The 25,353-nt window shown below is 45.5% G+C and carries 25 protein-coding genes; 13 read left to right on the top strand and 12 right to left on the bottom strand.

What is annotated here, in order from left to right:
- Positions 1–48: 48 nt before the first annotated feature.
- The 3 genes from V2H45_RS13430 to V2H45_RS13420 all read right to left on the bottom strand — a co-directional run bounded on the left by V2H45_RS13430 (position 49) and on the right by V2H45_RS13420 (position 5,463).
- On the bottom strand, positions 49–3,060 hold the full coding sequence (locus V2H45_RS13430) for an alpha/beta fold hydrolase (protein WP_330484153.1): 3,012 nt from the start codon (positions 3,058–3,060) through the stop codon (positions 49–51).
- Between the two features lie 408 nt (positions 3,061–3,468).
- Entirely contained in the window at positions 3,469–4,017 is a 549-nt protein-coding gene (locus V2H45_RS13425; RefSeq protein WP_330484152.1) for an Lrp/AsnC family transcriptional regulator, read from the bottom strand.
- Positions 4,018–4,263: 246 nt separating this feature from the next.
- On the bottom strand, positions 4,264–5,463 hold the full coding sequence (locus tag V2H45_RS13420) for an amino acid ABC transporter permease (RefSeq protein WP_330484151.1): 1,200 nt from the start codon (positions 5,461–5,463) through the stop codon (positions 4,264–4,266).
- A gap of 187 nt (positions 5,464–5,650) precedes the next feature.
- On the opposite strand from V2H45_RS13420, the gene V2H45_RS13415 reads away from it, so the two are divergent.
- The 6 genes from V2H45_RS13415 to V2H45_RS13390 all read left to right on the top strand — a co-directional run bounded on the left by V2H45_RS13415 (position 5,651) and on the right by V2H45_RS13390 (position 9,631).
- Positions 5,651–6,226: a Uma2 family endonuclease gene (locus tag V2H45_RS13415; RefSeq protein ID WP_330484150.1), complete on the top strand. Its 576-nt coding sequence runs from the start codon at positions 5,651–5,653 to the stop codon at positions 6,224–6,226.
- Between the two features lie 56 nt (positions 6,227–6,282).
- Positions 6,283–6,549 carry a hypothetical protein gene (locus V2H45_RS13410; RefSeq protein WP_330484149.1) on the top strand — a complete coding sequence of 89 codons (267 nt, stop codon included), beginning with the start codon at positions 6,283–6,285 and terminating at the stop codon, positions 6,547–6,549.
- On the top strand, positions 6,546–6,968 hold the full coding sequence (locus tag V2H45_RS13405; RefSeq protein WP_330484148.1) for a type II toxin-antitoxin system VapC family toxin: 423 nt from the start codon (positions 6,546–6,548) through the stop codon (positions 6,966–6,968). The genes V2H45_RS13410 and V2H45_RS13405 overlap by 4 nt, the downstream gene beginning before the upstream one ends.
- 217 nt (positions 6,969–7,185) lie before the next feature.
- Positions 7,186–8,019, top strand: a complete 834-nt coding sequence (locus V2H45_RS13400) for a dienelactone hydrolase family protein (protein ID WP_330484147.1) — start codon at positions 7,186–7,188, stop codon at positions 8,017–8,019.
- A 128-nt stretch (positions 8,020–8,147) separates the two neighbouring features.
- Positions 8,148–9,086 (top strand): class II fructose-bisphosphate aldolase, encoded by a 939-nt coding sequence (locus tag V2H45_RS13395; RefSeq protein ID WP_330484146.1) that lies wholly within the window; start codon positions 8,148–8,150, stop codon positions 9,084–9,086.
- 62 nt (positions 9,087–9,148) lie between these two features.
- Positions 9,149–9,631, top strand: a complete 483-nt coding sequence (locus V2H45_RS13390; RefSeq protein ID WP_330484145.1) for a CGLD27 family protein — start codon at positions 9,149–9,151, stop codon at positions 9,629–9,631.
- Positions 9,632–9,724: 93 nt separating this feature from the next.
- Here the strand turns inward: V2H45_RS13390 and V2H45_RS13385 are convergent, their stop codons facing one another.
- Both V2H45_RS13385 and V2H45_RS13380 read right to left on the bottom strand, forming a co-directional pair.
- Complete coding sequence (locus V2H45_RS13385; RefSeq protein ID WP_330484144.1) at positions 9,725–10,537, bottom strand: MerR family transcriptional regulator; 813 nt, start codon at positions 10,535–10,537, stop codon at positions 9,725–9,727.
- Between the two features lie 82 nt (positions 10,538–10,619).
- Positions 10,620–12,905 carry a GumC family protein gene (locus V2H45_RS13380; RefSeq protein ID WP_330484143.1) on the bottom strand — a complete coding sequence of 762 codons (2,286 nt, stop codon included), beginning with the start codon at positions 12,903–12,905 and terminating at the stop codon, positions 10,620–10,622.
- Between the two features lie 463 nt (positions 12,906–13,368).
- Here V2H45_RS13380 and V2H45_RS13375 point away from each other — a divergent pair, with 463 nt between their 5' ends.
- From V2H45_RS13375 to V2H45_RS13355, 5 genes are all read left to right on the top strand, one after another.
- The gene (locus V2H45_RS13375; protein ID WP_330484142.1) at positions 13,369–13,887 is read left to right on the top strand and encodes a cofactor assembly of complex C subunit B; all 519 of its coding nucleotides are present in this window, start codon (positions 13,369–13,371) and stop codon (positions 13,885–13,887) included.
- Positions 13,888–13,944: 57 nt separating this feature from the next.
- A complete protein-coding gene (locus V2H45_RS13370; protein ID WP_330484141.1) occupies positions 13,945–14,856 on the top strand; it encodes an AEC family transporter in 912 nt (303 codons plus the stop codon).
- 109 nt (positions 14,857–14,965) lie between these two features.
- On the top strand, positions 14,966–16,372 hold the full coding sequence (lysA, locus tag V2H45_RS13365; RefSeq protein WP_330484140.1) for a diaminopimelate decarboxylase: 1,407 nt from the start codon (positions 14,966–14,968) through the stop codon (positions 16,370–16,372).
- Between the two features lie 52 nt (positions 16,373–16,424).
- Positions 16,425–17,324 carry a diadenylate cyclase CdaA gene (cdaA, locus tag V2H45_RS13360; protein WP_330484139.1) on the top strand — a complete coding sequence of 300 codons (900 nt, stop codon included), beginning with the start codon at positions 16,425–16,427 and terminating at the stop codon, positions 17,322–17,324.
- Positions 17,321–18,064 (top strand): isoprenyl transferase, encoded by a 744-nt coding sequence (locus tag V2H45_RS13355; RefSeq protein ID WP_330484138.1) that lies wholly within the window; start codon positions 17,321–17,323, stop codon positions 18,062–18,064. Before cdaA ends, V2H45_RS13355 begins: the two co-directional genes overlap by 4 nt.
- A 10-nt stretch (positions 18,065–18,074) precedes the next feature.
- Here V2H45_RS13355 and V2H45_RS13350 read toward each other — a convergent pair whose 3' ends face one another.
- From V2H45_RS13350 to truB, 6 genes are all read right to left on the bottom strand, one after another.
- A complete protein-coding gene (locus V2H45_RS13350; RefSeq protein ID WP_330484137.1) occupies positions 18,075–18,704 on the bottom strand; it encodes an HNH endonuclease family protein in 630 nt (209 codons plus the stop codon).
- Positions 18,691–20,067 (bottom strand): AAA family ATPase, encoded by a 1,377-nt coding sequence (locus tag V2H45_RS13345; protein ID WP_330484136.1) that lies wholly within the window; start codon positions 20,065–20,067, stop codon positions 18,691–18,693. The genes V2H45_RS13350 and V2H45_RS13345 overlap by 14 nt, the downstream gene beginning before the upstream one ends.
- A gap of 90 nt (positions 20,068–20,157) precedes the next feature.
- A complete protein-coding gene (gene menB / locus V2H45_RS13340; protein ID WP_330484135.1) occupies positions 20,158–20,988 on the bottom strand; it encodes a 1,4-dihydroxy-2-naphthoyl-CoA synthase in 831 nt (276 codons plus the stop codon).
- A 206-nt stretch (positions 20,989–21,194) separates the two neighbouring features.
- Positions 21,195–21,473: a DUF2973 domain-containing protein gene (locus tag V2H45_RS13335; protein ID WP_330484134.1), complete on the bottom strand. Its 279-nt coding sequence runs from the start codon at positions 21,471–21,473 to the stop codon at positions 21,195–21,197.
- Positions 21,474–21,627: 154 nt separating this feature from the next.
- On the bottom strand, positions 21,628–21,945 hold the full coding sequence (locus tag V2H45_RS13330) for a DUF2605 domain-containing protein (RefSeq protein ID WP_330484133.1): 318 nt from the start codon (positions 21,943–21,945) through the stop codon (positions 21,628–21,630).
- A 239-nt stretch (positions 21,946–22,184) separates the two neighbouring features.
- Entirely contained in the window at positions 22,185–23,159 is a 975-nt protein-coding gene (gene truB / locus V2H45_RS13325; RefSeq protein WP_330484132.1) for a tRNA pseudouridine(55) synthase TruB, read from the bottom strand.
- A gap of 58 nt (positions 23,160–23,217) precedes the next feature.
- Here truB and V2H45_RS13320 point away from each other — a divergent pair, with 58 nt between their 5' ends.
- Both V2H45_RS13320 and V2H45_RS13315 read left to right on the top strand, forming a co-directional pair.
- Positions 23,218–23,808, top strand: a complete 591-nt coding sequence (locus V2H45_RS13320; protein ID WP_330484131.1) for a Uma2 family endonuclease — start codon at positions 23,218–23,220, stop codon at positions 23,806–23,808.
- A gap of 168 nt (positions 23,809–23,976) precedes the next feature.
- Positions 23,977–25,053 carry a hypothetical protein gene (locus V2H45_RS13315; protein WP_330484130.1) on the top strand — a complete coding sequence of 359 codons (1,077 nt, stop codon included), beginning with the start codon at positions 23,977–23,979 and terminating at the stop codon, positions 25,051–25,053.
- Positions 25,054–25,132: 79 nt separating this feature from the next.
- On the opposite strand, the gene V2H45_RS13310 is transcribed toward V2H45_RS13315, so the two are convergent.
- Positions 25,133–25,294, bottom strand: coding sequence for a hypothetical protein (locus V2H45_RS13310; protein ID WP_330484129.1), 162 nt, complete (start codon positions 25,292–25,294; stop codon positions 25,133–25,135).
- Between the last annotated feature and the right edge of the window lie 59 nt (positions 25,295–25,353).

Here is a 25,353-nt window from a genome sequence, read left to right as displayed (position 1 = left end):
CTTCCCCGTCTCTCGTTCTCCGACAGGGAGAAGGGGAGCAAGAATTCATTAGGTCGTAAAGTGGGGATTGAGCGACTGGGTAAAAATTGGGCAGGCGATCGCGGCATAATCGGCACAGTCGAGTTGTGCGTCTTCGGTTTCTAAATTCTTTGCCTTTTTCCTATCTTTGCGATCGCTTGGATCGCCTTCGCCATACAGAGCATCAATCTCGCGAGAGAAGTGTTTGGTAACTGCGGCACGATCGATCTGTTGGGATTCCGCCAGCAAACCATTTCCTACGGTCAATTCGGCATCGCTCAGCAGAAAGCGCTTGATATTCGCCCAATAGGGCAAATGGCAATTGATCGCATCGATCTCGGCACGATAGAGCGACAGGATACAGGGATGGCGGAACAGTTCGTCATTGGTTAGCGTGACGCTCAGTTCGGGAAAGCCCAAACTCCGCACGCGATCGCGTAAAGCACTGAGATTCGCAAAGATCAATGCCGAGCAGAATTTGCGATCGGAACCGACGATCGCGGCTTGTTTGACCAGGGTGGATGCCCGCAAGCGTGCTTCCAAGGGTTGCGGCGCGATATATTTCCCCGTAGAGAGCTTAAATAGAGCTTTCTTCATGCCTGTGATTTTGAGCAAACCATTGGCAGTAAAGGCTCCCAAATCGCCTGTATGCAACCATCCCTGCGCGTCGATCGCCGCCTGCGTGGCTTCGACATTTTTGTAATAGCCGGGCGTGACATACAGTCCCCGCACGAGAATTTCACCATCGGTGGCGATCGCAATTTCTACCCCAGGAATCGGACTCCCCACCGTACCTGCGCGATTGTTGTCCAAGCGATTGAAGCAGACCACTCCACCCGTCTGCGTTAAGCCATAGCCTTGCAAAATCGGTATGCCTGCGGCATTAAACACATTGGCGATTTCGGCACTTAAGGCAGCACCACCACTGAGCAAATATTTCAGCCGATCGCCAAACAGCGATCGCCACTGGGCGTATACCAATCCATCTGCAATTTTTATCGCTAGCTTTGTATGTAATGCCGACAGTCCCCGAGGCTTTTGTCCCATTTCGTATTGCTGTGCAAGGTGCAAGGCACAGGTAGAAATCCGTCGTTCCCACCAAGATAATTTCTGATTGCGCTCGGCGATTTTGCTATAGAACTTCTCCAGTAACAGAGGCACGGAAGCGAGGACGGTAGGTTGCACTTCCTTTAAATGTTTGAGCACTCGGTTGGGATGGGAGAAGTAAACGCTGTGACTGTAGTACAGGTGTCCGTAGAACAGACATCGCGCAAACACATGGGTGAGGGGTAAAAAGGAAAGGGACACCTCGCGATCGCCCCACTCCAAGCCCTTTAAACTCGCAAAAGCAGCTAAAGCGTTCCCAGAAAGGTTTTCATGGGTCAGCATCACACCAACCAGTTTCCCTGTCTCGGCGGGAATGTAGATGATCGTTGCCAGATCCTTGGATGTCAGACGCGATCGCAAAATTTGGAGGTTATTCACGGTCGCCCGACCCTGTCCTTGGACTTGTAACTCATTTAGGGAGAACACTTGTAAACACTGGGGCAGAGGGATATCGCGGGCTTCTACACGAGCTTCCGTAGGCGTTCCATGTAGGAATGTATGCAAATCCAGACAGGCATCGGCAGGAATCGTTTCGGTGAATTCCAAACCATTGCTCGGAGTTGAGCGATCGGAATCTAGCGGGGATTCCCATGAAGAGGCTTTTGCCGATCGCGTCGGTTGCCAATCTGCGGGAACTTCGGCGATCGCGATCTGCTGTAAATTTGGCGCTTTGCCCAAATAGGGAGCAATTTGCTTTAATAAATCCAAATTTGCCACAATCAGAGCTTTGGCTTCGCTGTGGGACAGTGCAAAGAAAATATTCTCTAGAGTTTGCGTCAAGTCAATCGGTACATCCACCAAGCCTGCCAACAGACAACCCATATCCGCGATCGCAAAGTTCAGATCGTTATGCATCAGAAAAGCAACCCGATCGCCTTTCGCCAACCCCAAACTCAGCAATCCCATCGCTAAGGATTCCGTTGCCGATTTGAACGCTTGATTGGATAGCGATCGCCAACCATTTTCCGTCCATTGATTGAGCGCCTTAGCATTAGGATGGTTCTGACATGCCTCTTCTAAAAGGGAAGGTAACGTGTGCCCTAGGGGAACCAAAGCCGCATTCTGCAAAGTATTCTCCAAGAAAAATTGGCAGGTTTGCGCTCCTTCTAAATGGCGATCGAGCCAGATTTCCAAATCGGTAAATACCTTGCGAGAATTTTCAGCCACATACAGATCGTGATAGCTGTCAGGGTACTCTCGATGTTCTTTGTCGGGAAAGATCACTCTTTGAAAAAAGGCACGACTGGCTTCGGGGAGAGTGACGCGATCGGCGCTCCCATGCATAATCAGCAATGGGATTTTCAACTCAGAGGCATGGTTGTAAATCCAGTCCACGGTTGCAAAAAATTCTGTTGCCAAACGAGCAGTTCCATATTCATGTCTTAGGGAATCTTGTGCGTAGGCGAGTTGTGCTTCTGGGGTTCCTGCATTTTCTTCGTTGTGCAGTCCTGCTTTCAAACTAAAACGTGGCAATATTTTAGAAAATACTCTCCCCAAAGATAGTTTAAAAGTTGAGATATTCACCTTGCCTAAAGCAGGCGCAGTCACGATCGCACCGCGAACATTGTCAGGATAGTGCAAGACATAATCAAGCACGATCGTGCCACCTAAACTATGTCCCCAGAGGATGTAAGAGCAGCAAGCCCGTTGCGATCGAATCTGCTGAAATAAAAGATGAAGATCTTCGCGAAATTCTTGCCAACGATTGATATAGCCCCTTTGTCCCTCTGAGCGTCCGTGTCCTCGCAAATCTAGGGCATAGACCTCATACCCTTGGGGAACTAAATAGTCCACCACATTCTGAAATACGCCACTATGCGAACCCAACCCATGGACAAGAATGACGATCGCTTGGCTAATTCCTTCTGGTTGCCAGCTTTGATAGTAGAGATGGCAGCCCTCATACCCCAGTAGCGTCCCTTCCATATGTTTCATTGTAGTTCCCTCCCCTAAGGTGAGATCTGGTACTGCTTCCGATCGAAACTGCTTTTAAATCTAGGAGTTACTGAGCTTTACTGCGATTGCTCTACCCTGCGCAAATTTTCCTTGGGTAACTTAGAGAGTGTTTGAGGATTCTAGTATCTCGTATAAATTTCTACTTTTACCCCCCTTAATCCCCCCTTGCAAAAGGGGGAAACTTAAATCCCCAGTTAGAGGGGATAAATACTTCTCAAACACGCTCTTCTGACCACAAGATTAGAAATCCAGTCCTCTCCCCTACCCTGCGGGAAGTCACAAAGCGACTAGTGCAAGGGGAGGGCTAGGGTGGGGTAATTTTCTATAGCAGTCACGATCTGGATTAACGCGATCGCCTGTCCAATATTCTAAGATTCTAGAAGCTTTTTAAGTCTTGACTTCTATAGAATTCAACTCAGTATCTAGGGGTAGAGAAGTGGAAGCTTTAATTTGATTGAGAACGATATTGGTTCGCACCTTATCAACGCCGGGAATCAGCGTGATTTCCTCATTGAGAAATCGTTCTAACTCTTGGTGATCTGGCACGACGACCTTTAACAAATAGTCAAATTCACCAGTCAGGTGATGGCATTCCAATACTTCTGGTAGCCCTTGCATACGCTCGCAAAACTGACCTACACATTCTGGCTGATTGTGGCTGAGGGTAACTTGGGTAAAACAAAGGAGATCGAGTCCCAAGGCCTCACGATTTACTAGCGTTACGTATCCATCGATGCAACCACTGTCTTCTAGCTTTTTGAGCCGTTTTTGTAATCCAGGTGGTGTGAGATTTAACTGACGAGCCAATTCTGCATTACTAGTCCGACTATTCTCTTGTAAGAGTTGTAACAGCAATCTATCTCGATCGTCTAACTGCTGAAACTGCTCTGGTTGCTTCTCTGTAGGTTTGCGTTTAGGAGGCTTTTTCTTTTGCAATTGACCTCTCCAAATATAGGTTTGTAAATTGACAGTTTCTTACTTTTTATCCTAGCCGATCCTCACGGTTCAGGCAAGATACTTAGTTATTATTTAATACTTTATTGGCTATTTAAGTTTATAAAGTAAACTCAAATAGCGATTTTCGCTTAAAGAAGCCTGGGTTTGGGTTAAGGCTTTTGGAAAAAACTGCGAGAAAAGCCGCAAGAACTGCCTCACCACAACCACCCTAGGAAGCTAAATATCTCAATCGGAGTTGAGAGCCTTCTCTAGTTTTTGGCTTCCTTGAGACATGGCATAGCAAAATACCCAGTAAATCAAGCCTATAAATAAGTAAACTTCAGCGTTGCGACCAATAAAGTCAGGTTGCGATAAGATCGAACGAGAGATACCCATTAATTCTACTAAGCCTGCGATCGAGACTAGAGAAGTATCTTTAAATAAGCCAATGAACTGACCGACGATTGCAGGGATCACCGCTCGTAATGCCTGTGGCAACACAATCAAAATAATAATCAGGGGAGTGCCAAATCCTAAAGCCTTGGCTGCTTCGATTTGACCTCTCGGTACGGATTGCAGACCTCCCCGCACATTTTCGGCGAGATAGGCGGCACTAAATAGAACAAACGCTGCAATAACACGCACCACCTGATTGAGGCTCACGCCTGTCGGTAAAAACAAGGGCAGCATCACTTGAGCCATAAATAAAATGCCCACCAAAGGCAATCCGCGAATAATCTCAATGTAGAGAATGCAAAACCAGCGAATCACGGGCATCGTGCTCTGTCGTCCCAAGGCTAGCAAAACCCCTAAAGGGAAAGAAGCGACGATACTCAGTACGGCAATCAAAACTGTCAGGAGCAATCCATTCCACAGATTTACCTCTACGGGCTCGAGAATGCGAAGTCCACCCCCCACCAGCCAAAGTGCGATCGGAAGCGATAACAACCAGAGAAAGGACAGACTAAGGGAAATGAAACGAATTGCTTTAAGTCTCTGTCCCAAGCCAAACCCTACCCCAACCAAAACCGCTGTACTGAGAATCCAGAGCTTTGATGGTAATTCCACTGGAACGAGAATGGCCAATGCTACAGAAAGTGAAGCGATCGCCATGCCCACCGTGCGGCTAAATCTTCCCCAAACACCCCAAGCCAGCCCAGAGAGCGCACTAATCATTGCTAAAACAAGCCAAAGTCGCCAACCTTGCTCTAGGGGATATCGCCCTACAAAAAACAGACGAAAGTTTGCACTCACGACCGACCACTGCGCTTGGGTTGTGCACCAAACAATCAGACCTTTAGCAATCCAATAAATCAGCCCGATACAAACTATAGTCAAGAGGCTATTAAACCAATCGCTAAACAGATTCTCTTTAATCCATTGCAAGGGAGCAATCGGTTTATTGGGCGGAGGGCTAGGGAAATTTAGGCTTTGGTTTGATTCCATGTTTTTTGAATTTCTTGCAATTCTTAAAGAATTTCAGCGATCGCAGCTATCAACTTGCCACAAATCATGGCATATAAACTGTATTTCTATATAGCGTTTTTAAGCTTTTGGGTTGAGGATTTACGCTTAGTAGAGCGATCGCTTTACTCTGTGTCAAAATAGAAGTAATTGCTGGAGGCTGACTTGAATGTACCAAACAATTCGTTGGAAATCTGCCGACTTGGAGTTATTGCCAGATAACGGCAATCGCTATGAAATTATTGATGGAGAGCTATTTGTGACTCGCGCCCCTCACTGGAAACATCAAAAAGTAATTACTAAGCTGATTCAATCCTTGGGAATTTGGTCGAGTCAGAGTAAATTGGGCGAGGTCGTTACTACTCCAGGTTTGATATTTACGGAAGATGACAATGTGATTCCAGATTTGGTATGGATCAGTAGCGATCGCTTAGCCAAGGCTTTAGATGAATCTGGGCATCTTTTAGCTGCACCAGAGCTAGTGGTAGAGGTACTATCTGAAGGGAGCGATAACGAGCGACGAGACAGAGAGGTAAAACGCAAACTCTATGCAATTAGAGGCGTACAGGAATATTGGATTGTGGATTGGCGCAGACAACAAATCGAGATCTTTCGACGCGATTCCTTGCAGGATGCGTCCCGCCGCGCGGGGTTACCTTTGGTGGCGACGTTGTTTAGTAGTGATGTTTTGAGCAGTCCGTTGCTACCCAATTTCGAGCAATCTGTAGCAGAAGTTTTTAGCTGATTTGAATTCTTGTTGCGATCGCAAAATAGTAAAATAGGATTAATTTGGTAAAAAAGATGGAAATTTCAAGATTAGACAAACAAGAAATTATTAGTACTCTCACATTTGCAGATTTAGAAGTGATCGTAACCCAGATTGTGCAGCGTATAATTTCCCAAGAAGCAGCAAGTCTAATTCCAAATAAATATAGACAAGAAATTCCTTTTAACTCAACGGCTACTCCTTTCTGGCAAATCATTGTAGAAAATTCCAGTAAAGTTCCAGAAGAGATATGGGATAGTATTCCTAGTAATGCTTCTGAAAATCTAGATGCATATCTATGAAAACTGTCTTTGCTGATACAGGCTTCTGGATAGCTCTACTAAATCCTAAAGATCGATGGCATCGTAAATCTCTCACTTTGTATCAGTCGTTGGAAGCACAGCAAGTAAGAGTCATAACCAGCGAAATGGTTTTAACGGAATTGCTAAACTTCTTTTCTAAATTTCACAGTTTTGCACGTAAGGAAGTGGCACTGAGGGTGCAGCAAATGAAACAACATCCTAACGTGACAGTTATTCCTCAAAATACAAAACAGTTCGATCTTGCATTAGAGCTTTATCTCCAAAGAGAAGATAAACAATGGAGCTTGACAGATTGCTGTTCTTTTTTGATCATGAAAGAGCTAGACATCACAACAGCACTAGCCCATGACAAACATTTTATTCAAGCAGGATTTCAAAATCTACTAAATGATGAATAGAATCGACAAAAAAGAAAAAATGACAACTGTTTCCCTGTTCCTCTAACACGCAATTTTACACAAACAGTTAATCCAAGATTCCAAAGAGATTCAGCATTTGCAGAAGTGCCCTTAAAATAGTGGTGAATACAGAGTGGTGAATCTTGCCTCCTGAGGATAGCTACAATGCTGCTAAACCTTTATTTCTAGTCAAATGCACTGGTTCAATCAAAAAAATATGCAAAGAGAAATAACGCGCCGCAAGTTCATCGTGACTGCCTCCTTGGCTACGGGATTTGCCCTAGCCGTACAACCCATCTCTGCCGATGCGATCGCCACAGATGGCAAGGGATTGATCGCTGGTGCGGTGAAAATTCCCGTGCAGGGTGGGGAAATTCCTGCCTATAGAGCTATGCCTGCTGAGGGTAGCAATTTCCCCATCGTCCTCGTGATTCAAGAAATCTTTGGCGTGCACGAGCATATTCAAGATGTCACCCGTCGCCTAGCCAAACTGGGATATCTGGCGATCGCACCCGAATTGTTTGTCCGTCAAGGCGATGTCTCGAAATTGAGCAGCATCAATGAAATCCGTCCGATTGTGGCGAAAGTACCAGACGCGCAGGTAATCTCCGATCTCGATAGCACTGTAGCCTGGGCGGTAAAGTCAGCAAAGGGAAATGCCGATCGCTTAGGGATTACAGGCTTTTGCTGGGGTGGGCGCATTACTTGGCTATATGCAGCCAGCAATCCTAAGGTGAAAGCTGGCGTGGCTTGGTACGGGCGGCTTGTAGGTGATGCCACCGCATTGCAACCCAAACATCCTGTTGATATCGCATCGAGTCTGACTGTTCCCGTGCTGGGGCTCTATGGGGGCAAAGATACGGGCATTCCTCTGACTACGGTGGATCAATTTCGCGATCGCTTGAAATCTAGCCGCAGCAAATCTGAAATCATCGTCTATCCCGATGCCCCTCATGCCTTTTTTGCCGACTATCGCCCCTCTTACCGCGAGAAAGAGGCTAAAGATGGCTGGAAGCGTCTGCAAGCATGGTTTAAGCAGCATGGGGTTTAACGTGGGTGAGGTTTGGGTTTCGATGCTTTGACAGGTTCCCTTGACGGACACAGCAAAGCGGATGATTAAGTAACCTTTACGATCGCTTCAGCGATAGGATTGAAATTATCAGTCCTTAACAACCTACTATGCTTAGCTCGACCAGAGAACTTTTAGAAACAGCTAGCCGCAATTCCTACGCGATCGGAGCGTTTAATGTCTACAACCTCGAAGGGGTAAAAGCTGTTGTGGGGGCAGCAGAGGCAAATCAAAGCCCTGCTATGCTGCAAATTCATCCCAGCGCTTTAGAGTTTGGTGGGGTGGGGCTAATTGCCCTATGTTTAGAAGCGGCTCGTGCTGCCAAGGTTCCGATCGCAGTGCATCTCGACCATAGTACTAAGGCTGAAGATATTCAAGTTGCTTTAGAGGCTGGCATGACTTCGGTGATGGCAGATGGTTCCCATTTACCCTACGAGCAAAATTTAGCCTTTACCAAAGCGATGACAGAGTTAGCCCATCGTAAAGGTGCGATTGTGGAAGCTGAAATTGGTCGCATTAGTGGCACAGAGGATGGTCTCACCGTAGCGGAGAAGGAAGCGAAAATGACCGACCCCGATCAGGCGGTGGAATTTGTGAGCGCCACAAAAGTGGATGCCTTAGCTGTGACCATTGGTAACGTCCATGGTGAATATAAAAGCGAGCCAAGACTAGATTTCGATCGCCTTGCCAAAATTCGCAAACTCGTGCATGTGCCGCTGGTGCTGCATGGTGCATCTGGATTACCCGCTGAAGCGATCGACCGTTCCATTCAGCTAGGGGTCTGCAAGTTTAATGTCAATACAGAAGTGCGGCAAGCCTATATGCATAGCTTACAACAGGGGATTTGTTCGCGATCGCTAAAAGATTTGGTTGACTCGATGGGTGCAGCGATCGCGGCAATGCAAGCAGTCATTACAGAGAAGCTAGAGCTATTTGGGTCAGTACATAAGGCGCATCTGCACCTATCTCCCTATGCCGAGATGTTGGCAGCTTTGACCGTTGAGAACCATGATGCCACGGTTGGATTTGATAGAACTTCACTACCTTAAGCTAGATTGTCAGCTATCCTGTAAATAGTCGTCAAATTTGCTGGAGACCTATTTAGCTACCCATGGCTTGCCCCATTCCTGAAGATCAACAACCACTGAATGAATATATTGCGCTCAAAGAATCTTTTTTCTATCGATGGGCAACCCTAGAGCTTTGGGCGTATCTCCGCATCATTTTATGCATCTGGCTTAGTTTTTGGCTGGTAACTGCTCCTGTTGCGGCTGTGAGTTTTCCACCAGCTCGGCATCTCTGGCAATTTCTCTGTTTGGGCAGCGCAGGTTCGACGGTGGGGCTTTGTTTGCCCTTGCTACTATTGTTTTCAGGATGGGTGCATGTAAAAAATCGCCTTCAGAGCCAGAAAATTTTCTATGAGGAAACGGGCTGGTATGACGGACAACAGTGGGAAAAGCCCGAACCTGAGTTATTGAAAGATCGCCTGCTGGTTACCTACGAAGTACAGCCCGTTTTAAATAAGATTCAGAAAACAATCTTGATTCTTATAGGTTTTTTTGCAGTGAATCTGGGCATCTTACAAATTCTTTAAGGCAAATTCTTTAAGGCAAATCTTTCCTTGTTTCCTCTAGATTCCACAGGACAAGCGGGCGTTATCCTGTGGAATTTGGACTCGAGATATTGCCTAAATTTTCTCTACTGGGAATTGAAGCTCGGTAATATAGGATTCGTTATCAAGCTCGAAGCCTCCTTGAATATAGAACTCACGGTTCGGCGCGATACAGCGATAGCCGTTATTTTCGATCCAAGTCAGCAGATGCTGGTAAGACTGGTTAAGCGTACTGTAGCTTCCATGATGGATGATGCTGGCGATCGCATCGTAACCTTGGAGTTCGTAAACCTTAATGCGATCGGTTTCTGGTACGGGGCGATCGATCGCTAAAACGGCTTCGCTATCAACATCGCTCTCTTTATAGCCTGGGTCGTGCCAGATTCCCGCATCATACTCAAATTTTGTGATTCCCTTTTGGGCTAAATACACGTTGAGTTCTTGGAAAAGTTTACCAATAGCGAAATAGTTGGGCAAGACCTCACGAATGGAGGCAACGGTCATTGGTTCGATCTTTTTAATTACAACTTCGTAGTCTGACATCATATCCTCCTGTTCTATTTGTTTGAGTCTGGCTTCTACTCTGAGCAATCGCGATTGTTCTTCCTCAATGTGCTGTTGCATTTCGGCATGCTTAAGCCGCAACATTCCACGCATCTGTTCGGGTGAAATCTGTTCGTTAAGCAATCGATCGATTTGCTCTAATGAGAACCCCAAATCTTTCAATGCCAGAATGCGGTTGAGTCTGGGTAATTGACTTGCCGAGTAAAAGCGGTATCCTGTAAAGCGATCGACGGAGATCGGTTTGAGTAAACCCATCTGGTCGTAGAGGCGCAGTGCCTTGATGGACACTTGACTGAGTTTAGAAAATTCTCCGATTTTGAGCATTTTGCATACCTCCTTGCCTCTTGGTTTTAGTACACACTATCCCCTTAGGGTAGAGTCAAGAAGATTCTGTAAAGCTTTTTGTTTATGCTTCTGTTTTTACTCGTTCCAAATCATCTTCATCTTCCATGACTTCGAGATCTCGCTCGTCATCGTCTTCTTCGCTGACAACTTCCACTTCAGGTAACTGGGAAGGATATTGATAATAGTATGAAGAATAGTAGCCGTAGTGATAGCTGCTATCTGTTTTGTTGATCAGGTTAATCAGAATGCCTGCGACATTGCCACGGGAGCTAGCCAAGATTTCTAAAGCTCTGGCGATCGCAGGGCGCGTGGAACGCTCGATCGCTGCCACCAAGACTACAGTATCCACTCGCGAAGCTAAGCTTTGGGCATCAGAAACACCCACCACAGGTGGCGTATCGATCAAAACATAATCATAGGATTCGCGCCAGACCTCTAAGAGCGCACTCATTTTGTTGGACTCTAGCAAAACAATGGGATTCGGTGGAATCGGTCCTGACGTGAGAATGTGCAGCAATCCCTTGGTATCGCCCGCCTGTACGAGTTGCCGCCAAGGACGGTTGGTGGCGATCGCGGTGGATAAACCATAACGGTTATGGGTATTAGCTAACCGATGTATCATCGGCTTTCGCATGTCGGCGTCAATCAGCAATACGCTATTGCCAAACTCTGCCAAAATTGTGGACAGATTAAATATTAAAGTGCTCTTCCCTTCAGAGGGAACAGCGGAGGTAAACGCGATCGTTTTGATACTTTGATCGGAACCCAAATAACGGAGATTGAGGGCAAAGGAACTCAGTGCTTCCCTAAAAGCAGAATGGCTATAGCTAGGAAGTACTCTAGCCTTCCCTGGCGCTGCATTGAGGGAAGTAATATCTGTACGAGGGATGGCTCCAAGTAAGGGGATGTCGATCAGTTCTTTAACTTCATCAACCTCTCTGATCCTTTGATCGAAGCGCTCAAGGAGATATGCTAGACCAATACCCAAAACAATTCCTGCCAAACCACCTAGTAATAAATTGCGATTGATATCTGGAGAAATTGGGCTCGTGGGCAAAAATGGAGGTTCTAATTCCCGCCATGACGAGATCTCTTGGGCTTCGGAAATGCGTAATTCTTCTAATTTCTCGGATAGCTTTGTAAAGATAGAAGTATCCAGTGCTAATTGGCGTTGTAGCTCCGTGTATTTTTGCTGGAGTTGGGGAATTTGGGCAAAAACTGTAGAAATTTGAGATTGGGCACTGCGAATACTGTTAACTTGAGCCTGTTGTACTGCGATCGCAGTTTGAGCATCAAATAGCTGAGTTGCCAAATTTTGCTGGATCGAACTGCCACCAGCCTGCGCAGGAATTTCGGTGGAGATTCCAGTAACAGGGGCTTTATTACCCAATAACGCTTGGGCTCGGGCTTGCATCAATCGATACAACTGATCGCGCCGATCTTTGAGTCCTTGGACGCTGGGGGTGTTTTCACTAAAACGAGTGCGTTCCAATGAATAGTTGGTGACGGCTTCTTGATATTGTTTGACTAAGCTTTGATAGGTAGAATCCTGTGCCAACATTGCCGAACTGAGTGCCACATCCGTAGGTTTACCCACCTGTCGCTGTATTTCTTCATATTGGCGTTGGGTTTGAGCAATTTTGATCTGTAGATCTTGCGCTTGTTGCTCTAGGTTCTCACGCATCTTGTAAACCGAGGCAGCATAAGACTCTGGGTCAACAATATTGTAGGTTTTACGAAACTGGGTCATTGCCAAGGCTGACTTCTCCAGTTGCTTCCTGACTTCAGGTAGTTTCGCCTCGATAAACTTGATCGCATTGCTCGACTTGGTGCGACGATCCTTCAGACTATACTCTGCATAGGTTGCTGAAAGCGATTCCAGAATGTCTCTCGCTCTTTGGGGATTGGAATCGCGGTAGGTCAAGCGCAATACCATCGCATCTTTTTCGGGACGAATGGTGAGATTATTTAACACTGACTGCACCAATCCATCATCCACGGGCTTACCCGTTTTGATTTTGAGTTTGGCGATCGCTGATTCAATCAAAGGACGACTTTTAAGAATGGCGATTTCAGTGGAGAGATTGGCATCTCGCACCATCCCACCAGAGGCTGGATTATTGGTATTTGCTAAATCTGCAGCAACAGGAACGGTGGCGTTATCTATGAGTAGGGATGCTGAGGACTGATAGAGAGGCGTGCGCGTAAAGGTATAGTAGGCGGTTCCAGCAAAAACTGTTACAGAAGTGGCCAATACCACTAACCAGCGTTTACGCAAGGTGCGTATCAATCTCTTTAGTTTCAAAGAGTCATCTAGATAACCAGAGTTAAGGGGATATTCCGCCATCTCTAAACTACACCTTAAAAATTGCTGAACTAGCCTGATTGCTAGGCTTAGATTGCTTAGCTTTACTCTCAACGAAAGACGATCGAAAATCTATGAATCAGTCATTCATAAGTTATGAATTATTTGACCCACGGACTTAGTGAAAAGCTTTGTACCCATAAATACATGGCTAGAATACTACACTCGCAATATTTCGGTTAGTGAAAACTAGATCTTGTAGGATCGTTGTTTCCCCAAATCTGTTTATTTGTCTTTAAGCGATCTAACCAAAAACGTTCAACGATGCTTTAAAAACTCAACACGCAAACTCAACACCTAAGCGATCGCTAAAACAAGTTACAAAGTTGCCGCTGTCCTGTCAACATTAACTTTTGTCGTGAGTAGATTGCTTTACGATATCTACACAGCAACATTTAAATAGACAACTATAATCATATATTGTAACGTAAAGCCTATTTTTTAAATGACTTCAACGGCTCCTGCTTTATATTCCACCCTGTTTTTAACGGCTTTATTGTTTGTGGGGTTGCTATCTTTTCTGAAAAGTTCTGTCAAAGAGCGCACCACAGAGCAAATTTTAAAATCTCAAGATTTAAACGACGATCGCTTACTGCAACAGGTGAGAGATCATTTAAGAGCGCGATCGTATCAAGTGGTCAAGCTAGATCCAGCCCAAGAACTGGTCGTAATGACAGGGCTAGTAAAACCCAGTATGGCTCTTGCCCTATTGTTAGTCTGTCTGGCTGCGATCGGATTCGGCAGTTTGGGCTTGGTGCTAGGCATCTTGATCCCCGATTTAGAGAATATTTGGATGTTTTTGGTACTTGCCTCGCCGATCGCGGGGGTATTTTACTGGCGTGGGGCAGAGCGCCAAGAGGAAATTAGCTTACAACTACGTTCTGAGTCTCGTCTCTGGGTACGCGGACATAAAGACGAGCTAACGGCTTTAGCGCGATCGCTCAATCTAGAGCAATGTGAATAATCAATGGGAATTTTTTCCCCATTGCTAAAATCCCCCTAAATATCCCCATAAGGTTTTGTGACTGATAGCCTCTTTGATATCTATCTTCCTTTAATTGGCTGGACGCTAGCAGGGGTTCTCCTGCTGCGGGCTTTGCCTGAAATGGTGCCAAAACTGATGGGGCGAAGTCTTTATTGGGTGGGCGTCCCCGTGCAGGTACTGGCTTTTATGCAGCGAGCTGATTTAACCCAAACCGTTTGGTTGGTTCCAGTCATTGTAGTTAGTGCTTTGTTGGCAGGGATGATGATGGCTGGCGCGATCTGTTGGCGGTTTCCTAAAGAACAGCATGGTAGCTTTTTGCTCTCTGCCGTATTAGGAAACACAGGCTTTGTGGGTTTAGCCGTTGCACCCTACTTGGTGACAGATGCCTACTTAGGTTGGGTTGTGCTGTTTAGTCTGGCGCATAACATCATCGGTAGCTATGGCTTGGGTGTAGTGATTTCTAGCTACTATGGCGATCGGGTCAAACAGGTAAGCTGGCTTACCCATCTCAAGGCAGTCACTGTTACCCCCACACTTTGGGCGTTTGGGCTGGGAATGTGGCTTCAATGGCAGCAGATTGAATTATTGGCTCCCGTTAATCATGGTTTGCAAATGGTAGCCAAAGTGGTTGCACCCGTGGCGCTCTTGCTCGTGGGGATTCGTCTCCGACAGATGCAGAGCTGGCAAGGATTTATGGCTGCTGTACCCGCCGTCACGATCAAAGCCTTGCTGCTTCCGCTCGCGGTGGGTTTGGGTTTGACAGGGTTAGGTATCAAAGGAATGCCTTGTTTAGCTATGGTGCTAGAAGCAGGAATGCCGACAGCGCTAGCAGGCGTAATTTTGGCAGAAGAATATAATGTGGCGCATAAAGAAATCATTGTTCTGAGTATTGCGCTTAGTAGTGTAGGGGTGCTTATAACAATTCCCCTATGGCTATGGCTCTTTTAGGGATGGCGAGTACCCAAAAACCGAGATAAAAATAAAAGCAGTTCGCTCTAGACTCTCATGCACTTCTATAATGGTTTAGAGTTAACTTCTTCATAAAGATTGATACGCGATGACTACGGTTCTGCCGAATTTTTCTACACAGCTATCTGAGCAAACTAAGTCTGGGCAAGTAACAGAAAGTATTTTGTCTGCGCTTTCGCCCAATCAGCAACTCATGCCTCTGACTGCCAAGATCGATGCCCAAGATCATCTTGAAATGGGTGGTTGTGATGTGGTCGAACTAGTAAAGCGCTATGGTTCGCCACTTTATATTCTAGATGAGGTCAGTCTGCGCACAGCTTGCCAGCAATATCGGGATGCTTTTCGCGAATATTATCAAGGTAGTTCGCAGGTACTCTATGCTTCTAAAGCTTGGAACTGTTTAGCTATCTGCGCGATCGCTACCTCTGAAGGGTTAGGCATTGATGTTGTCTCGGCTGGGGAAATGTATACAGCGTTGAAGGCTGGTGTCAATCCCCAACTTCTATACCTACATGGCAATAATAAATCCGTCGATGAACTTAGCTATGCCCTCGTTTCAGGCTGTACTGTAGTCGTCGATAACTGGCTAGAACTACAAACCCTCGATCGCCTTGCCAAAGAGCAACAACTTCAGCCGCGTGTGATGTTACGCATTACCCCCGGTATTGAATGTCACACCCATGAGTACATTCAAACAGGGCATCTAGATAGTAAATTTGGTTTCGATCCCAATGAAGTCGAAGCCGTTTTGGCGTTTGTGTCAAAGTCCAGCCTGAACTGCATTGGCATTCACGCGCATATCGGCTCCCAGATTTTTGAATTACAGCCACACCAAGATATCGGTCAAGTGATGATCGGATGGTTCAAAATCGCCTCTGAAAAATATGGGATCGAGTTAGCCGAACTCAATATTGGTGGTGGTTTAGGGATTCGCTATATCGAGTCTGACGATCCACCCAGTATTGCTGAATGGGTAAAAGTGGTGAGCGCAGGCGTAACGACTGCTTGTGAGAAAGCGGGCATCCCCTTACCAAAACTGCTCAGTGAACCGGGGCGATCGCTCGTAGGCGCAGCCTGTATCACTGCCTATACGGTCGGTAGCAGCAAAACCGTACCGGATATTCGCACCTACATTACCGTGGATGGTGGCATGTCTGACAATCCCCGTCCAATTACCTACCAGTCTAAATATCGTGCTGTAATTGCCAACAACATGAGTGGTGCGTTAGAACAAACTGTAACGGTGGCTGGCAAACATTGCGAGTCTGGCGATATCTTAATTAAAGACATTCGACTACCTAAAACCGAGGCAGGTGATGTTTTGGTGGTGTTGGGAACTGGCGCATACAATTACAGTATGGCTTCAAATTACAACCGCTTACCCAAGCCTGCGGCGATCTTGGTGGCTGATGGTAGCGCAAGTTTGATCGTCCAGAGAGAAACTTGTGAAGATCTAATTCGTCAAGACTGTTTGCCTGACAGATTGAGGCTTTAGGTAGTTAAGCTAAATGTGATGGCTAAATGTGGATTAAGTTAGAGGACTATGAATGCAGTGGTTAGAGTGGTTAACCAGGATCGACACGATTGCATTCATGCAGAGGGTAATCGACGTATCGCTGGTGCTGTTGCTAGTTTATTTGATGCTAGCGCTCAGCAGCGATCGCCGTACGCTCTTAATGATTCGCGGCATCATTTTCCTGTTGCTAGCAAGCATCATCAGCAATCGCATTGGTCTAAGCTTACTTAACTTTGTATTAGACAAGCTATTGGTGGGGGCAGCCGTGGCAATGGCTGTGATTTTGCAACCAGAGTTACGTCGCTTTTTGGAAAGGTTGGGGCGAGGGGATCTGCTCTCTTTACTCCATCCTATGCAAAGCCGTCCTGCCGAAGTAGAATCTGATTCAGCGATCGATGAAATTGTAGATGCTGTCAAAGAACTATCTCAAAATCGTACGGGTGCATTAATGATCGTAGAGACAGGCGAGCCGATCGACGAGCATAACTTTTCTGTGTTAGGAGTGCGGCTCAATGCGGTTTTGTCTAAAGAACTCTTACAGACCATTTTTCAAACAACCACCTTACTCCATGATGGGGCTGTGCTCATGAGAGAAGATCGCGTAATTGCGGCGGGAGTAATTTTACCGATCTCCGATCGGGCTGCCTCCCGTGAAATTGGTACGAGACACCGTGCAGCGATGGGGATCACGGAAAGAGTCAGTTCTTGCTTTTGCATTGTCGTCTCGGAAGAAACGGGTTCGATCGCGATCGCCGAAAATGGTGGACTCGATCGCCCTGTGACCAGTGCCCGATTGCGCGAAGTCCTAGAAACAAAACTTGCTGCCTACCGTCCAGTAAACCTAGGCAGAACTGTATCGAGATTTGGCTGGCTTTGGGAAAAAATCAGCTTAAAAACATTAGTTACACGCAAATCAACTCCACGAAAATGACTGCCAAATTGCTGCAAACCCTGCCGCCTGATTTAGACCGTCAACGCTTACCCAAACATGTTGCCGTGATCATGGATGGCAATGGCAGATGGGCAAAACGACGAGGAATGCCCCGAATTGTGGGACATCGACAGGGGGTAGATGTCATCAAAGATTTGTTGCTCTGTTGTATCGATTGGGGAATTCATTCCCTCACCGTCTATGCCTTTTCTACGGAAAACTGGGGGCGACCTAGTGAAGAAGTTGACTTTTTAATGGTCTTGTTTGAGCGCATGTTACGCCAAGAACTAGAGCAAATGGGGCGTGATGGTGTCCGCATTACCTTTGTGGGCGATCTGGATCCCTTGCCAAAATCTCTGCAAGCCGAGATCCAGCGATCGATGGAAGATACGAAAAATAATCAAGCTGTTCATTTCACCGTAGCAATCAACTACGGCAGTCGGCGTGAAATTGTCAGGGTATGCCGACAATTGAGTGAGATGGTGGAAACAGGCGAACTCAAATCGGCAGAAATCGACGAGAGTCTATTTGAACAGCATCTTTATACCGCTGGCAATTACGATCCCGATCTTTTGATCCGTACCAGCGGCGAAATGCGTTTGAGTAATTTTTTACTTTGGCAGATGGCCTACACCGAAATCTACTTTACCAATACGCTTTGGCCCGATTTTAATCGCTCAGAATTTCATCGGGCTTTACTGGATTATCAAGAACGCGATCGCCGCTTTGGTAAGGTGTAAAAGTCAGAATCTAGATTTGAAGCCAACTTCTCAGAATGTTTATTACTACTGGAGCAAAGGGTTCTAGTTGCCCCTGTTGGGTTTGTGCCAGATCATCGACTAGCAACTCTAGCAATTCTTCATCCTCTAACCCTTCGTTGGGATTGATGCCGTTTTTCCATAACAATGCGTTAGACAATTGCTTACGTTTTTCGATTAGGGCGCGGTTATTTTTTTCGTGGTCTCCTAAATTTAAGACTTGAATTGTGGTTGTTGCCCGATCACTCAGCCCTTCTACCCGACCGCTAATTTTGAATCGAAGTTCTGTTTCACATTCCGTCATTAGAGGAGTTAGGGGTAAGTGTTGTGATTCATGGGCATCACCGCATTGATTAAGTGTGTTACAACTAGCAACAATATTTGAAAAGTCCAGGGTACGACTAGGATTCAGGTTTTGAGCTTCTACATGCTCATTATGGCAAGTGTTAATGTCTTGGATTTTCTGACAGCAATAGGCGCAAAGGTAAAATTGTTCTTTGAGGGAATAGTCTCGAATATCTCGACGAATATCTGTATCTAAATCGGTGTAGTGTTTGTGGGGATTTGCTCGTTTCCAAACTGTCAAACTTGGTGGTTCCAGTCCTTTGCTAATGGTTCGCATGACGCAATTCTTGTTTACGGAGTAGTAGTTTAGCCTTGACCAGTTCAAGGTGATTTTGATTTGTAGGTAGTTCTACGATTAACTCTGTGAGCAGTTGTTGAGCTTGGGATAAGTTTGAGGCTTGTATGGCATCTAGCAAATCGTTGAGCCAGATGTCAATTTTCTGGTTACGGATGCTGGTATCCATAACATCTAATAGGACAGTATTAGCATCTTGCCCATATTGCGATGGCAGTTCTTGCAATTCACCATTGGTTAAGATGTAAACCAAAACATATTTATAATCGCTGATCACCAGAGGCGAATGGGTGGTAAGTATAAATTGGCAATTGGGGAAAGTTTCGGTTAAACGTTCACATAGGCTGCGTTGCCAAGAGGGATGCAGATGTAAATCTACTTCATCAATCAAAACAATGCCATGTCCAGTTAGAGGATTATCCAGAGAAGGGTTTAGCATGGCGAGACGACGGGCAATATCACCAACAAGAGCCATTAAAGATTTTTCACCTTGGGAGAGCTGGGCTACGTTTAACGTCTTACCGTTTTTGTCAATTGCCATATGGAGGCGGGGTTTACGTCGGACTCTGAGGTTGTCCATTTGAGGCATGAAGCGGCTAATAGCGGTGCGAACTGCGGTTAATTGTCGATCTTTAGCTGAGGCTTGTAATTGTTTTAATTGTTGCCATACGTCTTGATTGATCTCAGCTAGTTGCTTCAGTTGACTCATTAAATCTTCAGAAATTCCCGATTCATTTTCAGTATCTTCCCGTTCCCGAAACCACTCAAAAAAGCGCCGAAAGTCAATGCCCTGCACGAGGGAATTGTCGTAACCATCTAGTTGCAAGAACGTATGTTTCGTTTTAATTTTGAGTGGAATATCCAGCACGCTGCGCTCGACAGGGTAAAACGCGATCAGGGGGAGGCTGGTTTGGTCGTCGTGGGTAATAGCATTACGGTAGTAATTAGCTAATCTCGTACAGTCATTAAGATGACTTGTGTATTCAGATGTACGACCTTGTCTGGCTTTGGCTAAGATCCACTCAAAAGAATCACCAATCCCATTAAGTTGGAGATAGGTTGATGGCTGATGAGCATCATAGACATCTATTTGAATAGCGCAGGCGTTGGCTGCATTGAAAATGGCATCTTCGGGAATGGGATTGCCACTGCCTTTCTCTGCACGTAACCGAGCCAAAAACCAACTGAGGGATGTAGCTAAGGCTCTCAGTATAGAGGTTTTGCCAGTTCCATTGTTACCAACAAAGATTGTGATGTTCGTAGGATTTTGCTCAGTGGGTGCTACAGGGATTTTGAGATGTTCAAATGGGCCAATATTATTTAAAATAACCCGTTTAACTTTCATGTTGATAAAGCCTCTACGATCTGCGGCAGTAACTCCACCATTGCTGAGTACTGCCTCATTAATATCTTAACGATCACTTCACCCTCTGCACTACGGAAGATTGGGATACTGGCGGAAATTGGGTTTGCGCTTTTCGAGGAAAGCCTGTTTGCCCTCTTGGGCTTCTTGGGTCATGTAGAAAAGCAATGTCGCATTACCTGCCAATTCTTGAATGCCTGCTTGACCATCACAGTCTGCATTAAAAGCAGCTTTGAGGCAGCGAATGGCTAGGGGACTCTTATCTAAAATTTCCTGCGCCCAGGCAATTCCTTCTGCTTCTAGATTTTCAACGGGTACGACCTTGTTAACTAAGCCCATGTCTAGCGCTTCTTGGGCATTGTACTGACGGCAGAGATACCAGATCTCGCGGGCTTTCTTTTGTCCGACCAGCCTTGCAAGATAGGATGCGCCAAAACCGCCATCAAAACTCCCGACCATTGGACCTGTCTGCCCAAAGATGGCATTGTCTGCGGCGATCGTTAAGTCACAGACTACATGCAAGACATGACCGCCCCCGATCGCATAGCCTGCCACAAGCGCAATCACCGGTTGGGGCATGGTGCGAATTAACCGCTGTAAATCCAGAACATTCAGTCTTGGTACGCCTGTGTCTGAGATATAGCCTGCTTCGCCTCTGATCTTTTGATCGCCACCCGCACAAAAAGCATATTTACCATCCGCCGCAGGCCCTGCACCTGTCAATAAAACTACCCCAATTTCAGTATCTTCACGGGCATCCGTAAAGGCTTGGAGCATTTCTGCGATCGTTTTAGGTCGGAAAGCATTACGCACTTGAGGACGGTTGATCGTCACCTTTGCCATGCCATCGGCTTTGTGATACAGAATGTCTTCAAATTCGGCAGCGATTTGCCAATCAGTCATGGGGATTTATCTCTTGGTATAGTAATTCGCTATTTCAGTCAGTAGGCTTAGGATGTGAAATATCAGCCTTTAATAGAATAGCGAAGAACGATGACCGCAGGCTTTAACAACGACCAAAGATATATCTCTAAAAGTGAAACTTATGGAAACTCTATTTAAGAAAATTGTTCAATGTTGAATAATGCTTCACAGAGCTTAGGGTGCTCTTAAGCATCAGTACTGGGGGATGCTTCGTATAACGCGTCAAGATGCATGCGTGCATCATCCATACTCATAGAGCGAATTACAAGGAGTGGCTCATCGGTCAAATTGCCATCTCGATCCAATAATTCTGGATGGGTAAATCGAGTGGGTTTGCGCTTGACAACATTATTGTTACGGCTTCCAGAGTCAGTTTGAGCTAATGAAATCATGCTGCGAATTAGGTTACTAATCGCTAAGAGAGAAAGCGCTGTAAAGGCAACAATGTATAAAATCTGTACCATAACTTTTTGATCCTAAATAGTTTTGCTCTAAAAGCTTTAAACGATAAATAAACGAAAATAAAAAATAGAGGGAGAGATTAAATGACTCTCAAGTTAAAAAAGTAGCAATTCATTAAAAAACTTATTTACTGATAATAACCCCTAGCTTGCCCCTCTAAGTTTGTTTAGTTTGGCGATACCGCATACCAACTGCTTGACATTCCATCAAAAGGCTGTGCCAAGGCATCATTGCTTGTACATCTATGCCAACTTGCTGACCTGTGAGATTAAATAAAGATGTAGCGCTATTCACCTCTTGTTGCGCATTTCTGACCTTTTGTAAGAGTGTTGATTGCTCGACTTCAGACATAAACTCTAGTTTTTCGCGCTCCAATAAATCTTGCGATCGCTCAAACCAGTAGCGAAAGTCTTCAAGCAAGGGTTCGAGTATTTGCTTGAGCAGGTCAGATTCGGGAATAGGAGAAGAGTTCATGGCAGTAAATCTGAGAGAAAATTTTTAATTAGTGTTGGCAGTTTGGTAATGAGCTTTTACCTTACCTTCGCTAGTTCATGAATAGGTTACCTAGCTGAGAAATTGAGCGTTGAAATTTGGCTTTTTAACTCTCTATACCATAGCACTTTGTTACTTTTCTTAACAACCCTCGGGGATCGCTCTAAAGGCTTATTTTGTAAGATTTCGAGGAGGAGATGTCTAGGATTAAATTTGCACGTTCATTCTCCAAAAACAACACAAGGGTGCAGTGTTTGTGATGCACCCTGCCGCAATTCTGTCATGCCTAAAAATTGATTTTCTTGGTTATAAACCCGCATATAAGTCGTAGTTTCCCGATCAGGGCTACCCAAGGAATTTCCATCTATTTTTTTATCTGAATCTTCTTTATCTTCCGCCAAATCTTCGGGAATTACAGAACCTGTTGGCTCGAAAGCGATCGCCTGACCTTGACACCAACGTTTAGCCTGCTCGGTTTCTAAGTAAACAGCCTTGAGGTGTTGCAGCCCCAGATCGGGAGCCAGAACCGTAAACCGATCTTGTCCTAATGCCTCAGAAATTTGCTCAAAGCTCAAACTACTGCTTAGATCGAAACCATTGCTAAAGGTGCGCTCTAAACCAGACAGAGTGCCGCCACAGCCGAGCTTTTCTCCTAAATCCCTGGCGATCGCCCGAATGTAAGTTCCCGTCCCGCATTGAATATCTAACTCCAGTTCGGGATATTCGCCCTCGCGCCATGCCAAGACCTCTATGGATTTAACCTCGACAGTTCGCATCGGTACATCAACAACTTTACCCGCCCGCGCCAGATTGTAAAGTCGTTCGCCCTCCACATGAATTGCACTAAACATGGGTGGACGTTGCTGGATCTTGCCCTGAAACAAAGGTAGTAAAGCCTCAACCTCAGCCAAGTTGATTGGCGGAAATGGTTGGGTCGCGATCGCCTCTCCTTCCATGTCATCGGTAGTGGTGACAATCCCAAATCTGACCGTAGCTCGGTAAGCTTTTCCTTCAGGCAAAAATCGTAATAGTCGGGTTGCCTGTCCTAAAGCGATCGGCAAAACACCCGTAGCCGCAGGGTCAAGCGTGCCACTATGTCCCACACGCTTTTGTTTGAATAACTTACGCACGCGACTGACGCAATCATGGGCAGTGATTCCCATCGGTTTATAGAGATTCAGAAAACCACTGTGCATAACGATCTAAAAACTAACTAAAATATAAATTAAATGCCAAGTTGGGAGATGAATAACCATGGTACTCGCAACAGCCAAACGCTACACCGTAGCCGAATATCTTGCCTTAGAAGAGCAAGCCGAATTTAAAAGTGAATTTTTGGACGGAGAAATTCTACCTATGGCAGGAGCGTCGGCAAATCATAATATTTTGACTGGCAAATTTCATGCTCGAATTCTGCTAGCCCTTGAGGACTTAGATTGCTCAGTATTTATGAGTGATATGCGTTTATGGATGCCTGACTATAATCGTTACACTTATCCAGATGTGATGGTGACTGAGGGAAATCCTATCTTTACGGATGCAAAGCAAACTGCCGTAACCAATCCCTGTTTAATTGTGGAAATTTTATCTGATTTCACAGAGGAACGCGATCGCTCCAGTAAATTTAAATATTATCGCTCTATCCCAACTTTTCGAGAATATATCTTGATCGAGCAAAACAGCTATGGTGTTGAGCAATATACCAAACAGAAGGATGGTAAGTGGCTCTTAACAGAGTATTTAGAAACCAATGCGATTCTCAAAATGGAATCCGTGAATTTTGAGATTGGTTTGCAAGATTTATACAAACGAGTAGATTTTGGTGAAATTGAAACAAAGCCCTAAGAGTTTGCGTCGTTAAACACCATTGGTTTCAGGATAAATCTGATTGGATTTAGGGAAAATTTGATTCTTGGCGACTAGATTCATTCCCAGTTTCTTCTCTTTTCAGTTTTTGCGATCGCTAGTTCTCGACAATGTATCATTCGCAAATTCAGTCAGTTTTTGAGCAGTATGAAATATTGGAAATCTTATCCCTCAGATCCCTCAGCGATCGCAACAAGCATTCTTTTAGGTTTCGTTGGACTAACAGCGATCGGCTGTTCGAGTCCCGCAATTTCAAACGTACCGCAATCAACGCCCGCCCAAAGTAGCGCGACCGTCAATACGGGTAACGGCGGAACGCATCCTGCAAGGAGTCTCGACAATGGCAAAGAGGGCAAAGCCACAGAAAAAGTTCAAGTTACCCTTGTAAACTCGGCAAACAAATCTCAAGATTTACCACTCCAAAAAGGAATGACCTATGAGGAGGCGCGGCAAATCATTCTCGCACAAGGCTGGAAACCCAACCCAAATGTTGAGAGCAACTTGAGAAGCCCTGTGGTTAAAGCCATATTCGATCGCGGATATATAGAAATCAATGATTGCTCTGGCACAGGGGAAGCCCCTTGCCGATATGAGTTTGTCAATCAAAATGGAGAATTGCTATATGTTGTCACTGCGGGACGAGATAGTTTAGTGAGAAATTGGTGGATTGAGAAAAGGTCGGATGCTTCTCAACAAAATTCTGCATCCAACTCCATTCAATCGGGACGTTATTGGATAGGAGGTACCGATCAAGGTTTAGAGATTCAAGCTGAACGCTATCGATATTATGATGAGTCTGGCATTGACAAACCGTGGAAACCTATTTCCGAACTAAAATACATCAAAGATGGCGTTGTTTTTTATGATGCAAATCATTGGTGCTTGTCTACATTGATGCCCAAAAACAGAGTATCCACTTGCACTGCCAATGGATGGATGACAAGAGAAACCTTGCCCTTCATTGGTACTCGACGGTTTAATTTTTTGGGCGGAAGTGGAACAGGTCAGTCAATTACAATCGAACAAAATGGAAATACAGTAGTCCAAATTCATGGCACGGCAGGAAGCTCAGTCATTTATAGGGGTAACTTCTCAAACCCAATTGTGTTAGAGGATGGCAGGAAGTTGCTGTTGGAAGCAGACAAGATTTATAGTCTGGGATTGGGGCAAAGTGCTCAAGATTGTAAGTCTTCAGGTTCGCCGTGCGAAGCAAAACTCTATTAGTTTAAATCTATTCGTTTAAAAAGGATTCAGTCGGTATGAATTACGGAAAGATAGCCATACTGGCGATATTTTTATCGCTTCAAGCCTGTGTAATATCTCCCATGGCATATAGCACCATGGCTTCAGAAACCTCAAAAGATCTCAGGGGCGATCGCACTGCGCGATCGGCCGTTAATGACTCGGAAGGTAAGCGATCGCCAAAGCCCACACTGCCTGAGGTCTGCTCGCCCAAAAATGACAAAGAGTCGCCAATTCAAGGATGAAATGCAACGCCTAGAGATCTTTGCGTAAAGGGACTCA

Source organism: Tumidithrix elongata BACA0141 (assembly GCF_036349135.1).
GTDB classification, from domain to species: domain Bacteria; phylum Cyanobacteriota; class Cyanobacteriia; order Pseudanabaenales; family Pseudanabaenaceae; genus Tumidithrix; species Tumidithrix elongata.
This window is presented reverse-complemented; position numbering and strand designations above follow the sequence as displayed.